Raw genomic sequence first — 20516 nt, 5'->3', positions numbered from 1 at the left:
TAAGATAGGCAGGTTATGCTAACCGTAACGAAAGGTGGCATAGGATATGGAGCTATTAGAAGTTAATAAGGTTAGCAAAATCTACGGAAGCGGAGATACCAGCATTGAAGCGCTCAAGGAGGTTTCTTTCTCTGTAACCAAAGGAGAGTTTGTGGCTGTCGTCGGTGAATCTGGTTCCGGCAAAAGCACCCTACTGAACACATTAGGCGCGCTGGACACGCCTACCTCGGGTAAAGTGCTGATCGACGGCAAAGATATCTTTGCGATGAAGGAAGAGAAGCTGACGATATTCCGTCGCCGCAATATTGGATTTATCTTTCAGGCTTACAATTTGATCCCGGAGCTGACGGTAGAACAGAATATCACTTTCCCTCTCCTGCTGGATTATCAGAAGCCGGAGCCGGAGGTGGTTGAGGAAATTCTCAGCGTTCTGGGTTTGCTGGAGCGGCGCAGCCACCTCCCTCGCCAGCTGTCGGGAGGTCAGCAGCAGCGGGTGGCGATTGGCCGGGCACTGATCACTCGCCCCATGCTCATCTTGGCGGATGAACCGACCGGGAATCTGGACAGCAGAAACAGCGATGAGGTGGTTGCTCTGTTGAAGGCAGCTTCCAGGCGTTATCAACAGACGATCCTGATGATTACGCACAATATGAATATGACCTCGTCTGCGGACCGGGTGCTGCGAGTTACCGACGGCAGACTGACCGATCTGGGAGGACGGGCGGAATGAACAGCTATCTGGGGCTGATTAAGCAGCAGGGTGTTGTGAACCGGAAGAAGAACCGGATTACCTTGCTGTGCATTGCGGTAGCTGTCTGCCTGGTGACTACTATTTTTGGAATGGCGGATATGGAGATACGCACTCAGATTGCCACTACGATCAAATCCGGCGGCAACTATCACGTCATGCTGAAGGGAATAAGCGTTGATGCCGCCAAGCTGATCGGCAGCAGGGTGGATGTGGGCGTATCAGGCTGGATCGGCAGCAGTGCTGCTAAAGGTTATACCCTGCATGGCAAACCGCTGTCTGTTATAGGGATCGAACCAGAAATGGCTGGAGCGATGGGACTTGATCCCGCAGAAGGACATTTTCCACAGAAGCGCGGAGAAGTGATGCTGGACCGTCAGGCTATGGAGCAATTCTCGTTTGCGCTGGATACGCGTATCTCCGTTAATATGTCGGAGGGAAGCAGCCAGGAATACACCGTTGTAGGGGTTTATCGTGATTTCGGCAGCCTGAAGAAGGCGGATGGTCATGGGCTTGTAGTGGCTTATGGGGAGAATCCGACTCTTGAGGGCAAGAATGAAGACTCCAGGCAATATCTGGTACAGTTTAAAAAAAGAACGGATATGCAGTCAGCCATAAAACAAATCAAACAGCAGTTAATGCTGGATGACCAGCAGGTGGTTGAGAATACCAGGCTGCTAGGGTTAATTGGACAGAGCCGGGAGAGTTATCTGCTTCAGCTCTACACAGCAGCGGGCATACTGTCCGTGCTGGTTCTGGCAGCAGGCGTGCTGATGATCGCCAGCAGCTTCAATATGAGCGTTCTGGAACGGACCCAGTTCTTCGGACTGCTGCGCTGTCTGGGGGCTTCGAAGGCCCAAGTCCGCAGATTCGTGCTGCTGGAGGGAATTCGTTTCAGCCTGCGCGGCATTCCGCTCGGAATTGTGGTCGGAACGGTGATCGTCTGGTCAGCATCCGCATACTTGAGGGCTGTAAACCCTGGCTTCTTTCAGGAGATGCCGCTGTTTGGAATCAGCTGGATCAGTTGGATGGGCGGAAGCTTGACCGGGTTCATCACAGTGATTGCGGCTTCACTTGCCCCGAGCAGAAAGGCAGCCAGAATATCACCGCTTAGCGCGGTCACCGGAAATTTGGACACACAATCTCTAGCGCAATCAGCAAGGGCTGCGCAAACGAAGCATGTCCGTGTTGAAGTAGCCATGGGACTGCGGCATGCTTTTGCCAGCCCAAAGAATATTATGCTGCTCACCGGTTCTTTTGCTGTCAGCATTGTCCTGTTTCTCGGCTTCAGCATTCTGGTGCAGTTAATGTCCCATGCGCTTATTCCGCTGAAGCCGGGTACTCCTGATGTTTCCTTGGTCAGCCCTGCCGGCAAGGCTTCATTAAGCTCTGCATTAATGGAAAGGATTAAGGTTGTTCCTGATGTAAGCAAGATCTATGGGCGCAAGAACATGAGTGAAATATCTACTCGTTCAGCTGCAGGAGAAGCCAGCATCAATCTGATCTCTTATGAGGAGCAGCAGTTCTACTGGGCCAGGAAGCAGCTGATCAAGGGAAGTGTTCGGGAAGTAGAAGAAGTGAAGAATAGTGTGCTGGTGGTAGAATCTGCTGAGCTTGCATGGAAGATAGGCGATACGATTCATTTGAAATTTCCATCCGGTGAGCATGAGGTGAGGGTCGCAGGGATATTATCATCCAGCGCTTTTCGCCGGGTGCCAGGAGTGTTTGTACTGATTGGCTCGGAGTCAACCTTCACGGCACTCGCAGGCGCTCAGGATTATGGGGCAATCGATGTGCAGCTTGACCGGGCGGGTGGTGACGACACCGTCACAGCGCTGAGGGACCTGGTTGTCGGGATCCAGCCTGCGGTACAGGTCTCAGATCAGCGGCAGAGCAATTCGGAGGTACAAGCGATGTTCTCTTCCTTTGCGATCTTCACCTATGGATTTCTGGTTATTATTGCTCTGATAACCGTGTTCAACATTGTCAACAGCATGAACACCAGTGTAACCGGCAGAATCTATCACTATGGCGTGATGCGCGCAGTCGGGATGACCGTTAAACAGCTGCGCCGCATGGTGGCCGCTGAAGCCGCGGCTTATGCATTCAGCGGGTGTCTGGCCGGTTGCTCCATTGGGATTCCATTGCATTATTATTTATATACCATCGTTATAACCGAACGATGGGGGTTTGACTGGGAGGTGCCGCTGGACATGCTGGGCATTATTCTGGGGCTGACCCTGGTAACCGCTATGGTGTCCGTAATAGGACCTGTCAAACGTATCGGCCGCCTGGAAATTGTGCAGATGGTTAACAAGTGATATCTGCCTCTTTCTACAGCAAATTAGTTGCGAATCAGCACTTAATTCCGCCCAAATGTGGGATGATGAAGAAATAAGTGTCGAAAGTACAACTAAATTCATACGTAGGAGGGGGTTTCGCTCAAATGGGCTGGATTAGATGCACATCTGCACTTAATTAGTTGAAAGTCATCGAATCGCCCGAGATTAAGTGCAGTTTTGCACTTAATCAGGTCGGATCGTTGTGCTGGATGTGCTGGATGTGCTCGATGTTGTTCAACGTTCAGAATTGCTGCATATAGAGGACTCCAGTCCATTAGGGGGCTAGAGCGCGAAAATAAGGGATAAATCCCATAAATTCAGCGCACTGAGCTATATCTGAGTGAAAATAAGGGATATATCCCATAAATTTAGCGTACAGAGGCACATTGGAGTGAAAATAAGGGATATATCCCATAAATTTAGTGTACAGAGGCACATTGGAGTAAAAATAAGGGATAAATCCCTCTAATTCCTCAATGGACCTAAGAATAACGGCTAACTCATCTAATTCGCCTAGAAAAGCACTACGTTCCCCTCAGCTTCCCCCATATCATCTCCATAAGCCGAAGTAGAAGAAACGGCTGCCATCCCCACACGGACGGCAGCCGTTCTTCATACTCACCTGCAGGCGAGTATTTGGGTATTATATTTAGGATTGCATTGCAGCGCAAATGATGTACAGCTGTTTTCTGCTCTTAAAGCTGCAGCTATGACAGCTCTTTCTCCAGTGCCGAGCCCATCTCCCGCGAGCGTTCCGCGCAGCGGTTCACAGCGGCGATTACGGTTTCGAAGAAGTCGCCGCGCTCCAGCACCTCCAGCGCCGCCTGGGTGGAGCCATTTGGCGAGGTTACTTTTTTGCGCAGGGCTGCCGGTTCTTCACCGGTCTGCTGTACCATCCGCGCGGCTCCCAGCACCGTCTGTACGGTAAGCTCGGTGCTCTGTTCCAGCGGCAGTCCGCCGCGGATACCGGCTGCGATCATCGCTTCCATCATATAGTAGATATAAGCAGGGCCGCTGCCGGAGATCCCGGTCAGTGTCTCCATCCGCTCCTCGTCAATCACGGTCGTGGTACCCACCGCTTCGAAGATATTCAGTGCCAGTCTGCGGCTTTGCTCTTCAACCTCTTTAGAGAACGCCAGCCCTGTCGCGCCCAGGCCAATGGAGCTGGAGGTATTGGGCATAGTGCGGACTACAGGCTGCTTGGTACCGAGGAGCCCCTGTATCGTACGGATGTTTAATCCGGCGATGACTGAAATCACAAGCTGGTCCGGGGACAGCAGCTGTCCCAGCTCACGCAAGGCTTCGGCGGCGTCCTTGGGTTTCATCGCCAGCACGATTACGGGGGAGGTGCGCAGATGCTCAGTTTTGTGGGCAGGGTCGTTGGTGCCAACGATGCCATAGCGGCTGCGCAGTTCGGCCAGCCGTTCGCTGCTGCTGCGGTTCAGCATCACAATTTTGCCGGAAGCAACGACGTTGCGGTTGATCATCCCGCGGACTATCGCTTCAGCCATTGAGCCTGCGCCGTAGAAAACAATATTATGGTCGAGAAGAGGTACTGTAGATTGCTGGCACATGAGTGAATCCTCCTTGGTTTTGGACGGCTGTATGAATTGTTTACCCCCGGATTTGCCCGGTGCCGTATATTTTGTATTTGGTTGAAGTCAGCGCGGGCAGACCCATTGGCCCACGGGCGTGCAGCTTCTGTGTGCTGATGCCGATCTCGGCACCGAAGCCGAATTCGAAGCCATCGGTAAAACGGGTGGAGGCGTTGTGATAGACCACGGCTGCGTCCATCTCCTGCAGGAAGCGGGCAGCATTGCCGCTGTCTTCGGTTACAATACATTCGGAATGCTGTGTGCCATATTGGGCAATGTGCTGCATGGCTTCTTCCGTGCCACTGACAACCTTAATGTTGAGGATATAATCGTTGTATTCCGTCGCGTAATCCTCCAGTGTAGCAGGCAGAGCCCAAGGGACGAGGGCTACCGTCTCCGCGCAGCCGCGCAGCTCCACGTGGACATCGCGGAATGCTTCCGCCAGTGGCAGCAGCTGCTCACGCGCATAATCGCGGTGAACGAGCAGTGTTTCCATCGCATTGCAGACCGAAGGCCGCTGTGCTTTGGCGTTCAGGCTGATCTCCTGCGCCATGCGGGGCTGGGCGCTGGCATCCAGATAGGTGTGGCAGATGCCCGCTCCGGTCTCAATGACCGGCACCGTTGCATTCATCACCACATTCTGGATCAGCGAGCTGCCGCCGCGCGGAATGATGACGTCAAGCAACCCGTTAAGCTTCAGCATTTCATCCACAGAGGAGCGGTTTGGATCTTCGATCAGCTGCAGCGCGTGGGGCGGCATGGCAGTACCGGCCAGAGCCGCGTGCAGCACCTCTACGATTCTGCGGTTGGAGGAGAGGGCAGAGGAGCCGCCGCGCAGCACAACTGCATTGCCTGTCTTCAGGCACAGTCCGGCTGCATCTACAGTTACGTTGGGCCGGGCTTCATAGATGATGCCGATGACGCCAAGCGGAACACGGATTTTCTCGATCGACAGGCCGTTCGGACGCTTCAGCGTTTCCAGCGTATCGCCTACCGGATCAGGCAGGGCGGCAATTTGCTGCAGGCCTTCCGCAATCACCTGAATGCGGGCCTCATCCAGCGCGAGCCGGTCCAGCAGGGATTCAGGTGTTCCATTCTGGCGTCCGCGCTCCAGATCCTCCCTATTAGCGGCAATAATAGAAACGGACTCGCTGCGGAGTGCCTCAGCCATGGTCAGCAGCGCATCGTTCTTCTGCTCAGTGGTCAGGCCGGCCAATATTCCTGTGGTACCTTTGGCTAATGTGGTTTTGCTCACTACTTCACTCATTACCGGTTCCTCCTTGTTTCTTCTATAATAACGAATCATTTCACTTGCTGCCAGATCTCAGAGTAGGAGAGGTCCAACAATTGCTCTGCAGCCCTGCCAACTATTCACTCCGCCCAATTAGTTGCGAAAACGCATCTAATTGGCTGGTTTTTTCGGTTTTGGAGGGAATAAGTGCGATAAGGCATCTAATTTGAGCGTTTGAGCGTAAGAGGCTTGATTTACTCGAAATTAGTTGCACTTTCGCACTTATTTGCCCGCAAGTTAGCGATCCGGGTGAAATTAGTTGCACTTTCGCATCTATTTCCCGAAAAAACGATACCTAAGGCCACCCCAATCGCACCAATTCGCTCTGAAAGTCCCTGATTACCTCAGTGTAATCCATTCATCACGGTGGATAACCTCCAGGCGGTGCACTTCGCCCAGCTTCGGCACGATCTGGCTGCTGCTGAGTCCCTGCACTTGCTGGAGCTGGGCATCATCGTAATTCACAATCCCTCGGCCAAGCAGCTGGGTGTCAGGCCCGAGTACCTCAACCACATCTCCTGCGTGGAAGCTGCCTTCGATCCGCTTGACCCCGACAGGGAGCAGGCTGTGACCGCCATGCAGCAGTGCTTCGACGGCTCCGTCGTCGATGTAAATGGAGCCGAGCGGGGTGGACATGAAGCCCAGCCATTGTTTTTTGACCGGTAAGGAGGCTGAGGTGGTGGCAAAATAAGTTCCCCGGCCTTCACCGGCCGCGGCCAGCGCCAGGTCGCCCGGCTCCGTTACCCGGCCGACAAACACAGGTACCCCGCCGCGTGTAGCGATCTTGGCGGCGTCAATCTTGGAGCGCATGCCTCCGGTCCCTACGCTGGAGCCGGCCCCGCCAGCCACCGCATAAATCTCCGGCGTAATCTCCTCGACGGATGCATACCGTACCGCCTCCGGGTGCTTGCGCGGGTCGCCGCTGTAGAGCCCGTCCATATCGGTCAGGACCAGCAGCTTGGAGGCTTTGAGCAGGTTGGCGACCAGCGCTGACAGGGTATCATTGTCCCCGAATTTCAGCTCATCGACGGAGACCGTGTCATTCTCGTTGAATATTGGAATGGCCCCCTGCCGAAGCAATTCCTCAACCGTCATCACCGCGTTGTTCATCGCCCGGCGGCTGCAAAAGTCGGTGCGGGTCAGCAGAATCTGTGCGGTGGCTATCCCATGCAGCGCGAGCGCTTCCTGATAGGCCTGCATCAGCAGCACCTGACCCACCGCGGCCGCAGCCTGTTTCTCATGCAGCAGCCGTGGGCGCTGCGCGTAGCCGATGCTGCGGAACCCGGCGGCCACAGCCCCCGAGGTAACCAGCAGCACCTCACACCCGTCTCTCCGCAGCGCGGCAAGCTCTGCGGCAAAGAAAACCACGGCTTCCCGTTTCAGTCCGCCTTCAGGACCGGAGAGCGAGCTGCTGCCGATTTTGACCACGATTCGTGTCGTCACTGTCATTCACTTCCTTAATAGAATGGATGCATACCAGATTGATCTTATCCCTGAAAATGACAAAAAGCCCCCATCCTAAGACTTAGCAAAGGACGAAAGCTGGAAGCTTCCGCGGTACCACCTTCATTGATGAGGGTTCATCCGACTTCATTGCTCATAACGGGAGAATCCGTCCTGCAGGGTACAGGCCGCTCGGGGGTAGGGTTCGGAACGAAAGCGCGGTAAATTCTCTCAGCCTGGCGGAATTCACTCTCTGTTACGCGGCATTTATTTCATTCTTACTTGGTCCCGTCTTCACGTTTCACTATTTGAACTTTAGAATACCACGCGGCCAGGCGGTTTGCAAAGGAATATTACTGCGGTGCAGCGGGATTCCGGTGCTGTGAGATTTATGTTTATTATTGCGGGTTTCGGGTAAAATACAGGTAACCGGTTACCTGGAGGTGGATAAAATTGGCTGAAAACGACCATGTTCAGCAGGAACAGAATCACAATACCACTGAATCGGCAGAGTTCCAGAATCAGGTGACCCGTGATTTTGTGGAGGACAAGACTGGCGCCCCCGTAGACCAAGGGCCAGTGAGCGAGAAAACAGCCCGTCTCTCTGACGACCAGAACCGGTTGATTACAGTGCATAATCGTCGAACATAACATATGAGCTTAGCGGCAGGCAGTTTCGGAATTTCCGGAGCTGTCTGTTTGCGTATAGCCTAGTCCTTACCAAGCCCGGCTACCGTCTGTTTGAAGGTTTCGATAAAAGCTTCTGCAGCCTTGGACAGGTAACGTCCGCGCCGGTAGGCGACAACCAGGGTTCGCCCCGGCACAGGCTCGGCCAGCGGCAGATAGACCGGAACGAACTCGCTGCGCGGCGCACGCGCGATGAAATGCGGCACCAGCGTAACGCCCATGCCTGTCGCTACCAGCGACTGCACGGTCTCCATATTGTTGCTCTCGAACACAACACGAGGCTCAAAGCCGGCTTTGCGGCACAGCTCTATCGTCATTTTGCGGAAGCCTTGGCCTTCCTTCAGCACAATAAACGGCTCCTCCTTCAGCTCCTCCAGTGAGGTGCGGATATCCCCTGCACTGCGGCTTGCCAAGCGGTGCATCGGCGGCACGGCCAGATCAATCCGTTCCTGTCCCAGCACCTCATAGGCCAGCGAAGGCACCTCCAGCGGCAGGGAGAGCAGGCTAAGATCGGTCTGTCCACTCGCGGTCAGCTTCTCCAGATTCATCGAGGAGTCCTCCAGCAACGTGATTTCCACTTCAGGATATTTCTCCTTAAAAGCAGGCAGCACATGGGGCAGCAGATGCGCCCCTGTGATCGGCATGCTCCCCACCACGACGCGGCCTGTGCGCAGCTGGGAGATATCCGACATTTCCTGGCGCAGCAGTTCCACAGCATCGATAATAATCTGTGCCTGCTCGACGAATTTCGAACCGGCATGGGTCAGCTCCACTGAGCTGGTATTGCGCTGGAACAGCATCACCCCGAGCTCCTTCTCCAGCTTGGATAGCTGTTGGCTGAGTGAAGGCTGCGCGATATGCAGCTTCTCCGCTGCCCGCGAGAAATTCCGCTCCGCCGCAATCTGCAGCGCGTATTGCAATTGTCTAAGTTCCACTTGGAATCAAACTCCTTAGTTATCACGATAAAGTCTACGTGCTTATAAGTATAACCTATTAGCTGGGGGCTTACTATTGATTGTTGAGGCTGGATATTACTCCCTGCATTTTCGTGCAAAGGTTGAAACTGGGAACTGAATTTCAAGGGTTTGTTTGGAATTTGAGCTGCGAAAGTTGAGTTAATAATTAGATGGATTTTCGGAATTCTACAGGAGTCACACCAGAGAAGTTACGGAAGAGTTTTATGAAATAACTGGCATTGTCATACCCTAACTGCTCTGCAATATCTACAATGGTGAGGTTAGTTTGATTTAATAGATCCTGAGCACGCTCCATTTTTATTCTGGTAACAAACTCAATGAAAGTGAGGCCAGTATCTAATTTAAATAACCGACTAAAATGAGTAGGGTTCAGGCCAAGACATTTCGCCATTTCTTCCATTCCTACCTTCTCACCCATATGATTCATGACATAACGCTTCGCTTCGGCAACTTCTTTTCTAATATTTTGCTTCCACATGGAACTTAACATCAATATTTTATCTTTCAAAAATCCTTCAAGCCATTCCATTAATTGATCGAGTGTTTCAAATTCTCGTATATAGCGCTGATGCATTTCACTGTTGAAATTATTAACAAAGTTTTGCATAACGATATATTTTAATTCCAATTCCATAACCATTTTGAGTAACCAGCTTTTTACGCTTTCTACCGGATATTTCTTGGCTCCGATATAATTTTTTATATCAGTGACAGTAGTGGAAATTCGGGTATTATCCTCATTTTGGATGCAGTCTCTTAGCTGCTGAAGTATTTCAGAGTAATGAATAAATAGGTCCTCGTTTGTCGTCTTAACGGGTTCTAGCTTCATAATTGCTCCCTCAGCAGCATAAAAGCGCAAAGATTGGGCATCTAGTAAGGCTTGAATCTGTTTTTTTAGTTCGATAAGGCTTTGAGTGGCATCGCCGTAAAAAAAAGAAATACCCATACGTAAGTGAAGTTTCGACATCTTTTGTACATGCTGAAATTTATTTCTAAAATCCTCATGGAGATTTCGAATAATAATACGCGGAAATGGGATGAACAGTATGAACTGCCGTTCTGTTATAGCGAATTGGACGATTCCGTCTATCTCCAGGAATTCTTGTAACACATTATCAATTACGAACTGCATGTTCACAATCCCTCCGAAACGTCTTTCCAGTTCATAGGAGCGTTCCGGGATTGCTAAAACTGGCAAGTATGGAATTCCTTTTTGAAGCTGGATCCCCATAATCTCGGCTTGCTTGAACCACACTGTTTCATCCCAAACCGGTTGCTCAACGAACATACGAATATACCTGGTCCGGATAGCAGAGTGGTTTTGAGTGACCAGCTTCTCTAATTTGAGGTAATTATTTTTGGATATCATTTTAACCTCTAAACGGGAAACCGCCTCAGTCAATACAGAAATCACATGCTCTATTTGAAGACTTTCTTTCAATATATATTCTGAAACATTTAATTTCACAGCCTTTTGGGCATATTCAAATTCCCCATGGCAGGACAATATAATAGTCTGAAGTTGGGGATTAACTTCTCGAGCCTTCTGGATTAATTCCAATCCATCCATCGCCGGCATGCCGATATCTGTCAATAGTATATCGGGTTGGTGCAGCAAGCAGGCTTCCCATGCCTGTTTGCCATCAGAGCACGAGGCGGACAATTCAAGACCCAAGGTATCCCAGGGAATACAGGTACTTAAATATTCCAATACAGGAAAGTGATCATCGGCTAATACTACTTTATATACCAATTCAATTCCCTCCTATTCGTTTTAAAGGTAGTACTAGTTCTACGGTTGTACGGTGCCCATGTATGCTTTCAATGTTCATTTTAAAACTGTCCCCGTATATTAGTTTCAATCGCTGATAGACGTTAATTAATCCGATGCCGTGAAATGGTGAGTTTATATCGGTCTCTACAATTTGCAAGGTCTCTATCTCTAGATCCTGCTGTTTAATATGATGAATTAATGCAGTCAACGTATTCTCATCCATTCCAGTTCCGTTATCTTCCACCCTTATTTTAAGCATAGATTTTATTTTCTCGATGGAAATGATAATCCTGCCTCCGCCCTGTACGAAGCCATGCTTATAAGCATTCTCTATAACAGGCTGTAGAATAAACCGTGGAAGAGTTTCTAAAAGTAAATCTATGTTCACATTCACTACAGAGTCTGTGGGATATCTCATGGTAAATCTCATTAACTCCATGTATTGCTTGGCGGACTCGAGCTCATAAGCGATTGAGACAAATTCTTCCTGGTTTGAAAAACTGGCCCTCAGCATCGATGATAAGGAGTTGATGATAAAAGCGTTTTCTTCATCATGTTTCATTAATAACTTTAGCCGGATCGAGCTTAGAACGTTAAATAGAAAATGAGGATTAATTTGGGCTTGCAGCATCGCAATCTCAGCCTGGCGTTTTAATTCCTGCTCCATTTCCACCTGCTTAAGCATGAGTTGTATACGGTCAAGCATTTTATCAAAAGAGAATCCCAGGCTGCCTATTTCGTCACTTCCCCGAATATTAGAGCGCACCATCATATCACCTGCTTCCACTCTGCGAGCTACCTTTCCTAGGACAAACACCGGCTTGGTAAATTTTCTCAAAAGATAAGTTAAAGCGAATAAAAAGCTAATGGCGAAAATGGCTTGTAATAATAAGCCTGTTCGATTGATTCCGTTCAATCTTTCAGTCAGCTGTTCATACGGAGCTACGCTGACTAACCTCCATTTTGCGTATTTAAGCGGTAGTGAGAGGAGGAGCTGATTCTCATTCTTGAATTCTACAATATCAGGGAAGACTGGCTCAGCTATAGGCAATATAGTATTGAAATTTGAACCAATCAGGGCTTGGTTTCGATTAGAAAGAATGGTTTGAGTTTCATTCAGCAAGTAGACATCTTCCTCCATAGAAGCAAAGCGCTCACGAATGGAAGCTTCACTGCGGCTGACAATAAGATAAGCATAGGGGGGCGTCTTAGTTCCCTCTCTTAAGGCTCGTGCCGTCATGAATACAAACGACTTATCAGACGCAAGTGAAGACAGATAATTTGCTTCTGCCCCTAAAAATAAAGTGTCATACGGTGAGAGCTGTTCCAATTTTGAAAACCAGTTTTTTTCAATAAATTTACGCGGGTCAAAGTCATAGAAAGAATAATCAGAAAAAGCATGTCCATTCTTGTCAAGAAGAGTGATACGCAAATCAAGGGTGTCGCCTGCCACTTGTTCCAGACGATTCGTAAGGGTTCTCGCGGCAACCGGGTTTGTTTTTGCCTCTTCCAGCAAGTTTTTAATTTCCGGATCGAAATGGACAAAATTCGAGACCGACACCATCTCTTCAAAGATGACATTAATTTGGGATTGTACAATCACTAAAGATTGCGTTGCTTTTTCTAATGAATGTTCCCGGATAATAAGTTTGGAATAAATAATAGTAATATACAGCATACCTATTGTTGGTATAACCAGGCATGCGATAGAGGTTAGTATAAGCTTTTGTCGGAAGGACAATTGACTTAACCTATGTTTATTTTTCATTAGTTTCCCCCATTAATAGACATTCACAAGATCATGGTACTTTATTTTGCTGCAAACCTCATCCAACAAATTTTTCATTTCAGAAAAAATAATAGCATACAAACTTTTTGGTATAGATAAATTCGTTGCATGCGGAACGAAAGGGAGCGCTTTTATAATGAAGATACAAAAATAAAACGAGGTGAAAAAATGGAGGTTATTCCTAAAAAAGGGGCTGTTAAGCGATTTGGAAATGTAGGAACTCGTAGAATGCGCAAGCAATCTTCTTATGACAACATTGCGGGGTATTTATTTATTTCCCCCATGCTCATTCTAACGACAACCTTAGTTATCATTCCAATTCTCTTATCCGGTGTGATTAGTTTTTCGGATTGGAATTTTGTGTCCGGAATTGAAGGATTTCATTTTGTTGGAATAGACAATTATACAAGGCTGATGCAGGATGAATCCTTTCATCGTTCGTTGATTAACAACCTTATTATGATTGCAGTAGTACCGGTAGCGATGTTTCTGGCTTTAGTTCTAGCAGCATTAATCAATAAAGCGACGTATTTCAAAACATTTTTCAAAGTGATTTATTTCATGCCCTTCATTTCGAGCTTTGTGGCCATTGCATTATTGTGGAGAGTGCTGTATCACCCCAACAATGGTCCTATCAATGGATTTCTCAGGTCTGTAGGTGTGGAGAATCCTCCCCTGTGGTTAGCGGACCCCAAGTTTGCTCTGATCTCGGTCATGATTATTATGGTGTGGACTTCGCTAGGCTTTAACATGGTTATTTATCTGGCTGGGCTGCAGAATATTTCACGGGATTTGTATGAAGCCGCTGATGTGGACGGTGCTTCACCGCTGAGACAATTCTTCAGAATCACGTTGCCTTTGCTATCTCCTACCTCTTTCTTCCTGTTAATTACAGGAATTGTTGGATCATTCAAAGTGTTTGATCTGATTATGGTGTTGACCAACGGTGGACCGGCAGGTTCAACCTCAGTGATTGTATTTTATCTATACGAGGTTGCTTTTATTAACCTGGAGTCGGGTTATGCATCTGCAATGGGAATTATTCTTCTGATTCTCATCCTGCTGGTGACCTTGATTCAATGGGTCGGACAAAAGAAATGGGTCAACTACTAGGAGGTTTATACATGCGATCGATCAAGCTTAGCCGCGTTATTGTGACACTGTGCATGGGATTTGCAGGGATACTGTTTATTATGCCTTTCTTATGGATGCTCTCCGCATCCTTTAAGCCGGAGCTTGACGTTATGAAGTATCCGATTCAGTGGATTCCAACGAAATGGAATATGGTTGAGAATTACAGGCAGGTATGGGCGGGAGCCGTGCCGTTCACCCTTTATTACTGGAATAGTACAAAGGTAACCTTGATGTCGACAGCGCTATCATTGATTATTTCCGCCATGGCAGCCTACGGATTCTCAAAAGTTATTTTTAAAGGACGGGATACTTTATTCCTGCTTGTCTTAGCTACATTTATGATTCCTACACAAGCCATTCTCGTTCCGCAATTTATTATGTATCGCTGGCTTGGACTGTTTGACAGTCATATAGGTCTTGTGCTGCTTGCCTCTTCAGGTGTGCTGGGAACCTTTTTGCTCAGACAGTTTTTCCTTGGAATCCATGATGAAATTATTGAATCGGCACGGATTGATGCAGCGGGTCATTGGACAATATTTAGCCGGATTGCCATGCCTTTGGTGCAGCCAGCCCTTGCAACTTATATGATTCTCCGCTTTATATGGACCTGGAATGATTACCAGAATCCGCTGATTTTTCTTCGTTCCGATTCTTTGTTTACCTTGCAGCTGGGTATCCGGAAATTCGCTGATTTCAGTGGTGAATTCTACTCATTAATGATGGCGGGTGCTGTTTCAGCCATTCTGCCTCTATTAATCATCTTTATGATTGGCCAGAAGCAGGTGATTGAGGGAGTTGCTATGGGAAGTGTCAAAGGCTAGACTAATTTCACTACAGGGGGTTTTATCATGTTTAAAGCGAAACAGAAATTATTCATCATTGTACCGCTGTTATCCTTGCTGGTTTCGGGGTGCGGTGCTGCCAAGTCGGATGAAGGGGCTGCTTCCAATGCCGGAGAGAAATCGAATGAAGTGGTTACCATTAAGCTGAGCAACTGGTATGCGGAAAAAATGGATAATTGGGATGTAGTCATTGCGGAATTTGAAAAACAGCATCCGAACATCAAAGTGGAGTTTGCTTCTGCTGAGGATAACAACTCCAACGAATTTTACAAGAAGCTCGATCTTGCAGTTGCCGGCGGAGATGATCTGGATATTATCATGTTCAGCAACATGACGTATCTGTCCCAACGGGCAGAGCTGGGCATGATCGAACCGCTGGATGATTTTTTGGCTAAAGACGGAATTAATTTCGCGGATGAATATACGGCCGATACCAAAATTGACGGTAAGGTATATGGATTACCCGGCAAGTCCTCCCAGGGTCTGGTTATTATCAATGAGAATCATCTGAAAGAAGCGGGACTCGAGCTGCCGAAAGACTGGACCTGGGATCAGTATATGGAGTACGCCAAAGCCATGACCAAAACAGATGGCGGAAAAACCCGGTATGGCACCTATTTTCACAGTTGGATTCAATATGGATATCTTGTTCAGAACTTCGGTCAATCTGCTAATTCTAATCTGACAACAGATGATGGGTTGAAGGCTAATATTGACAATCCATACATGCGCAAGTCGTTTGAGCTGCGTCTTCAGGGAGAGGCGGAAGGTTCCGCTACACCGTATTCGGAGGTTGTCAGCCAGAAGCTGAATTACAGACCGCAATATTTCAATCAGGATACAAGCATGCTTGTAACGGGCTCATTCCTTATTCCGGAAACAGGAGGGACTGACACCATTCCTGCCAGCTTTAAGACCGTGTTTGCTCCGCTTCCCAAGCTGAATGCTGAAGATCCGATATCTGCGAATGTCAGTGGGGATGTACTGAGTGTATACAGTAAATCCAAACATAAAGAGGAAGCGTACACCTTCATCCGCTGGTTCTCCACCGAAGGTATTGTTCTGCAAGGGAAGAATATCCCGTCCTGGAAAAAAGCCGATCTGAATGATGTGGTCGACCGGATCATCGCAGGCAGCAAAAATCCGGAAATGATTGATAAAGCATCCCTGCTCTATGTTCTGGAGAATACCAAGTCTACTACTACAGCCACGGCAGTGCCTTATCATGCTGAGCTTGAGAAAGTACTCCTGGAGGAGTTTGATAAAATGATGCTTTCAAACAAAGATATAGAATCTACCATCCAGAATACACAAAAGAAAATACAGAAAATTATTGATTCTAAATCCTGATTCTTCAACTCGCAATCAAGAGAAGGACTAAGGGAGCTTGGACAAGCCGCTTTAAGGAGAAGAGGTTATGGAAAGTCATAAGTTGTATCCACTACGGCCAAGAGTAGAATAAACACTACTCTTGACCTCTTTCTCGCTGCTGAGGTTGTGATAACAATCTTCGCAATATCGACGCGCCAGTGAAGGGCCGATCATGATTACTCCGCCAGTCCCAAGCTCTGCAGGAAGCTTAAGAATAATGAAATTTTCAAGATGGGAATAGTTAAACCGATTTCGAGGAGGCTTATTATGACAATCAACATTTCAAACCTCATTACGCAAATGACACTGGAAGAAAAGGCCGGACTATGCTCCGGGCTGGATTTCTGGCATACCAAAGGCATCGGGCGGCTGGGCATTCCATCGCTGATGCTAACCGACGGACCCCATGGACTGCGGAAGCAGCAAGGGAGCGCCGACCATCTCGGACTTCATAATAGCGTACCCGCAACCTGCTTTCCATCCGCAGCTGGTCTTGCGTCTTCCTGGGACCGTGAGCTGATTCAGCAGGTGGGCGAGGCGCTCGGCGAGGAGTGCCAGGCGGAGGATGTGGCCGTCCTTCTTGGACCGGGAACCAATATTAAGCGTTCACCGCTGAACGGGCGGAACTTCGAATATTTCTCGGAAGACCCGTATTTATCAGCGGAAATGGCTTCCAGCCATATCAATGGAGTGCAGAGCCAGGGCGTGGGCACTTCGCTGAAGCATTTTGCCGCCAACAACCAGGAGCACCGCAGAATGTCCACCAATGCCATAATTGATGAGCGTACGCTGCGGGAAATTTATCTGGCCAGCTTCGAAGGCGCAGTGACACATAGCCAGCCCTGGAGTGTAATGTGCTCTTATAATCAGCTGAATGGTGAATTCGCTTCCGAAAGTGAAACGCTGCTGACGAAGGTGCTTAGAGAGGATTGGGGCTTTGAGGGCTTCGTCGTATCCGACTGGGGAGCGGTCAATGAACGGGTGAAGGCGCTGCAGGCCGGGCTTGAGCTGGAGATGCCGTCGAGCGGAGGTATTGGCGATGCCAGAATCGTGGCTGCAGTGAACAGCGGTGAGTTGTCCATGAAGACACTGGATCAGGCTGTGGAACGGCTGCTGTCCTTTATTTTCAAAAGAGTGGAGAGCCGCAAGGAGAATGCGACCTTCGATCTGGAGCAGCATCATGCGCTGGCACGTAAGGTGGCCCGGGAAAGCATGGTGCTGCTGAGAAACGAAGACAGCATTCTGCCGCTTGCCAAGACAGGCACGCTTGCCATTATCGGCGAATTCGCCAAAAAGCCGCGTTATCAGGGTGGAGGCAGCTCGCATGTCAATCCGACGAAGCTGGATGATGCGTTTGCCGAAATGCAGGCGGTGGCAGGCGGTTCCGCAAGCTTCCTGTATGCGCAGGGCTATGACCTGGAGAGCGATGAAATCAGCGATGTGCTGCTGAAGGAAGCACAGGAAACGGCGCAAGGCGCAGATGCTGCGGTATTGTTCCTTGGGCTACCCGACAGCTATGAATCGGAGGGTTATGACCGCAGCCATCTGTCGCTGCCAGAGAGCCATAAGGCGCTGATCGAGGCTGTAGCCGAAGTGCAGGACCATATTATCGTGGTGCTGAGCAACGGCGCTCCGATTGAGATGCCTTGGCTGAGTCACACAAAGGCTGTTCTGGAAGGTTATCTCGGCGGGCAAGCTTTTGGCGGCGCGATTGCCGATCTGCTCTTCGGTGTAGTAAGCCCAAGCGGCAAGCTGGCTGAGACGTTCCCGCAGAAGCTGAGCGACAATCCGTCATTTCTGAATTTCCCCGGTGAAGGCGATATTGTGGAATACAAGGAAGGGCTGTTCGTCGGCTACCGCTATTATGATAAAAAAGAAATCGAGCCGCTATTCCCCTTCGGCTTTGGACTAAGCTATACGAAATTCGAGTACAGCGGTCTGAAACTGGACAAGAGCAGCATCAGTGACACGGATGTAGTAGAGGTAACGGTGACCGTCAAGAATACCGGCAGCCGGACAGGCAAAGAGGTGGTGCAGCTCTATGTCAGTGACGTGGAGAGCAGTGTCATCCGCCCGCTGCAGGAGCTTAAGGGCTTCCAGAAGCTGGAGCTGCAGCCGGGGGAACAGCGCGAAGTGTCCTTTACCCTGAATAAGCGCGCTTTTGCCTATTACAATGTGAAGCTGGCCGACTGGCATGTGGAAAGCGGAACGTTCAACATCGCCGTCGGCTCTTCATCACGGGATATACGGCTCTCATCTTCGCTTTCGGTAACTTCGACAACGAAGATTGCCATAAGCTTCCACCGTAACACCACGGTCGGAGACCTGCTGGATAACCCGTTGACCGCCGAGAAGGCCAAGAAATACAGCGGCATCTTTGGCATGGAGGATGCAATGGAGAATAATCCGGAAATGTTCCTCGCCATGATGAAATATATGCCGCTGCGTGCGATGATCGGCTTCGGTCAGGGCAAATATACCGAGGCGGATTTGGCCGAGGATTTGCGTGAATTGAACGCGCTGGTTGCGGAGTAGTATAGCGTGCTTTAAACGATAACAACTATTTAGATAGGGAGTGCTGCTTGTGCTGTATCCAATTATGACTGAAACCCGCAGTTTATATGATCTTAACGGAGTATGGAATTTCAAGCTGGATCAAGGTGTAGGATTTGACGAGAAATGGTTTGAATCCAAGTTAACAGATACAATCTCCATGGCGGTTCCTTCTGCCTATAATGATCTTGGCGTCAGTGCAGAGATCCGCAATCATATCGGCTGGGTGTGGTACGAGAGAGAACTGACCCTTCCACGGAATATCATGAACGAGCGCCTTGTACTTAGATTCGGTTCCGCAACACATAAAGCAAAAGTATACATTAATGGAACATTTGTTATGGAGCATTCAGGTGGTTTCCTTCCATTTGAAACCGTAATCAATGACTTTATTCACACTGGGAAGAATCGTTTGACTGTTGCAATCAACAATATTGTGGATTACACGACATTGCCTATAGGTCTTTACACTGAGACTGAAGTTCCCGGCGGGAAGAAAAAGATTAAAAATCAACCGAACTTTGATTTTTTTAACTTTGCAGGTTTGCAGCGGCCGGTCAAAATCTACTCCACGCCCCAAACCTTCGTGCAGGACGTTACAGTCGTAACCGATTACAACGGAGACACTGGCCTGGGCTTGATCCGTTATAGCATTGACATTAACGGAGAAGCCGATGTGTGTGTCACTGTGCTGGATGAAGAAGGAAATGCCCTTGTTTCCGGTACAGAAGTATCTGGCAAACTCGGTATTCCACATGTTAAACTTTGGCAGCCATTGAATGCTTATTTGTATACGTTAAAGATTGAACTTCTGCAATCTGGTCAAGCTATAGATGTATACGAGCAGCCGTTCGGCGTGCGGACGGTCGAAGTGAAGGATGGCCAGTTCCTAATCAACAACAAACCGTTTTACTTCAAGGGTTACGGCAAACATGAAGATACTCCTTTTCATGGTAGAGGCCTGGATGAAGCAGCAAACATCATGGATTTCAATCTGATGAAATGGACCGGAGCCAACTCCTTCCGTACCGCGCATTATCCTTATGCAGAAGAAGTGATGCGCCTTGCTGACCGTGAAGGCTTTGTCGTCATCGATGAAACTCCAGCTGTGGGTCTAGATCTCAATTTCCTGGTCATGTTGACCGGCATTGCCAAAAAGGATACTTGGAAAGAAGTACAAACCTTTGAGCATCACCAGCAGGTCATTAGCGAACTGATTAATCGGGATAAGAACCATCCGTGTGTAGTGATGTGGAATGTGGCCAATGAACCGGCTTCCTATGAGGATGGAGCTTATGAATACTTTAAGCCGCTGATTGAGCAAATACGCGAAGAAGATCCGCAGAATCGTCCGGTTACCCTGGTGACGCATATTGAGGCCTCGCCTGCAAACGATAAAATATCCGAACTAATCGATGTGCTTGCCTTCAACCGTTATTATGGCTGGTATGTGGACGGGGGAGATCTTGAATCGGCCAAAGGCAAGTTGCGGGTTGAACTTGAAGCTTGGAGCAAGCGTTGTCCGGGCAAACCGATGATGATGACCGAATATGGAACAGATACCGTAGCCGGACTTCATGATGTGGAGCCGACTATGTTCACGGAAGAATATCAGGTGGAGTTCTACAGAGCAAATCACGAGATTTTCGACGAGTTTACGGATTTTGTGGGCGAACAGGTTTGGAATTTCGCAGACTTTGCTACGAGCCAGGGAATTATCCGTGTACAGGGTAACAAAAAAGGGATCTTCACCCGGGAACGAAAGCCTAAAGCCGCGGCTCATGAACTGCGCAAAAGATGGACGGCTATACCGGATTTCGGGTACAAGAAGAAATAATTAAGCCTTGTATCAACATCGTTTTATGTAAAAACAGGGTGGTGAGCATGGCGCCCTTTTTAATAAGTAATTCATTTAATGCTAATGCTTCGGTGAAAGCTGTCATTGTAAGTGCAACTGTCGATAGTTCCTG

14 protein-coding genes are annotated in these 20516 nt (G+C 48.8%); 8 read left to right on the top strand and 6 right to left on the bottom strand.

Annotated features, from left to right (window positions below; genetic code table 11):
* The first annotated feature begins 46 nt into the window (after positions 1-46).
* Together B9T62_RS19825 and B9T62_RS19820 are read left to right on the top strand one after the other, a co-directional pair.
* On the top strand, positions 47-730 hold the full coding sequence (locus B9T62_RS19825) for an ABC transporter ATP-binding protein (protein WP_087916873.1): 684 nt from the start codon (positions 47-49) through the stop codon (positions 728-730).
* Entirely contained in the window at positions 727-3069 is a 2343-nt protein-coding gene (locus B9T62_RS19820; RefSeq protein WP_087916872.1) for an ABC transporter permease, read from the top strand. The genes B9T62_RS19825 and B9T62_RS19820 overlap by 4 nt, the downstream gene beginning before the upstream one ends.
* 728 nt (positions 3070-3797) lie before the next feature.
* Here B9T62_RS19820 and proC read toward each other — a convergent pair.
* The 3 genes from proC to proB all read right to left on the bottom strand — a co-directional run bounded on the left by proC (position 3798) and on the right by proB (position 7419).
* Entirely contained in the window at positions 3798-4664 is an 867-nt protein-coding gene (proC, locus tag B9T62_RS19815; RefSeq protein WP_087916871.1) for a pyrroline-5-carboxylate reductase, read from the bottom strand.
* Positions 4665-4704: 40 nt separating this feature from the next.
* Positions 4705-5952 carry a glutamate-5-semialdehyde dehydrogenase gene (locus B9T62_RS19810; protein ID WP_087916870.1) on the bottom strand — a complete coding sequence of 416 codons (1248 nt, stop codon included), beginning with the start codon at positions 5950-5952 and terminating at the stop codon, positions 4705-4707.
* 363 nt (positions 5953-6315) lie between these two features.
* Positions 6316-7419, bottom strand: a complete 1104-nt coding sequence (gene proB, locus B9T62_RS19805) for a glutamate 5-kinase (protein WP_245863930.1) — start codon at positions 7417-7419, stop codon at positions 6316-6318.
* 453 nt (positions 7420-7872) lie between these two features.
* On the opposite strand from proB, the gene B9T62_RS19800 reads away from it, so the two are divergent.
* A complete protein-coding gene (locus B9T62_RS19800; RefSeq protein ID WP_087916868.1) occupies positions 7873-8070 on the top strand; it encodes a hypothetical protein in 198 nt (65 codons plus the stop codon).
* A gap of 59 nt (positions 8071-8129) precedes the next feature.
* On the opposite strand, the gene B9T62_RS19795 is transcribed toward B9T62_RS19800, so the two are convergent.
* The 3 genes from B9T62_RS19795 to B9T62_RS19785 form a co-directional block, all read right to left on the bottom strand.
* Positions 8130-9041 (bottom strand): LysR family transcriptional regulator, encoded by a 912-nt coding sequence (locus B9T62_RS19795; RefSeq protein WP_087916867.1) that lies wholly within the window; start codon positions 9039-9041, stop codon positions 8130-8132.
* Between the two features lie 187 nt (positions 9042-9228).
* The gene (locus B9T62_RS19790) at positions 9229-10836 is read right to left on the bottom strand and encodes a response regulator transcription factor (RefSeq protein ID WP_087916866.1); all 1608 of its coding nucleotides are present in this window, start codon (positions 10834-10836) and stop codon (positions 9229-9231) included.
* Between the two features lies 1 nt (position 10837).
* Complete coding sequence (locus B9T62_RS19785) at positions 10838-12625, bottom strand: sensor histidine kinase (protein WP_087916865.1); 1788 nt, start codon at positions 12623-12625, stop codon at positions 10838-10840.
* Positions 12626-12814: 189 nt separating this feature from the next.
* On the opposite strand from B9T62_RS19785, the gene B9T62_RS19780 reads away from it, so the two are divergent.
* From B9T62_RS19780 to uidA, 5 genes are all read left to right on the top strand, one after another.
* The gene (locus B9T62_RS19780) at positions 12815-13759 is read left to right on the top strand and encodes a carbohydrate ABC transporter permease (protein ID WP_087916864.1); all 945 of its coding nucleotides are present in this window, start codon (positions 12815-12817) and stop codon (positions 13757-13759) included.
* Between the two features lie 11 nt (positions 13760-13770).
* The gene (locus tag B9T62_RS19775) at positions 13771-14601 is read left to right on the top strand and encodes a carbohydrate ABC transporter permease (RefSeq protein ID WP_087916863.1); all 831 of its coding nucleotides are present in this window, start codon (positions 13771-13773) and stop codon (positions 14599-14601) included.
* 27 nt (positions 14602-14628) lie between these two features.
* A complete protein-coding gene (locus B9T62_RS19770) occupies positions 14629-15972 on the top strand; it encodes an ABC transporter substrate-binding protein (protein WP_087916862.1) in 1344 nt (447 codons plus the stop codon).
* Between the two features lie 288 nt (positions 15973-16260).
* Positions 16261-18528: a glycoside hydrolase family 3 C-terminal domain-containing protein gene (locus B9T62_RS19765; protein WP_087916861.1), complete on the top strand. Its 2268-nt coding sequence runs from the start codon at positions 16261-16263 to the stop codon at positions 18526-18528.
* A 49-nt stretch (positions 18529-18577) separates the two neighbouring features.
* Positions 18578-20383: a beta-glucuronidase gene (uidA, locus tag B9T62_RS19760; RefSeq protein ID WP_087916860.1), complete on the top strand. Its 1806-nt coding sequence runs from the start codon at positions 18578-18580 to the stop codon at positions 20381-20383.
* Positions 20384-20516: the final 133 nt, after the last annotated feature.

It is taken from the genome of Paenibacillus donghaensis, from assembly GCF_002192415.1.
GTDB lineage: Bacteria > Bacillota > Bacilli > Paenibacillales > Paenibacillaceae > Paenibacillus_AQ > Paenibacillus_AQ donghaensis.
The sequence above is the reverse complement of the archived record's forward strand: the minus strand, read 5'-3'. Positions and strand labels throughout refer to the sequence as shown.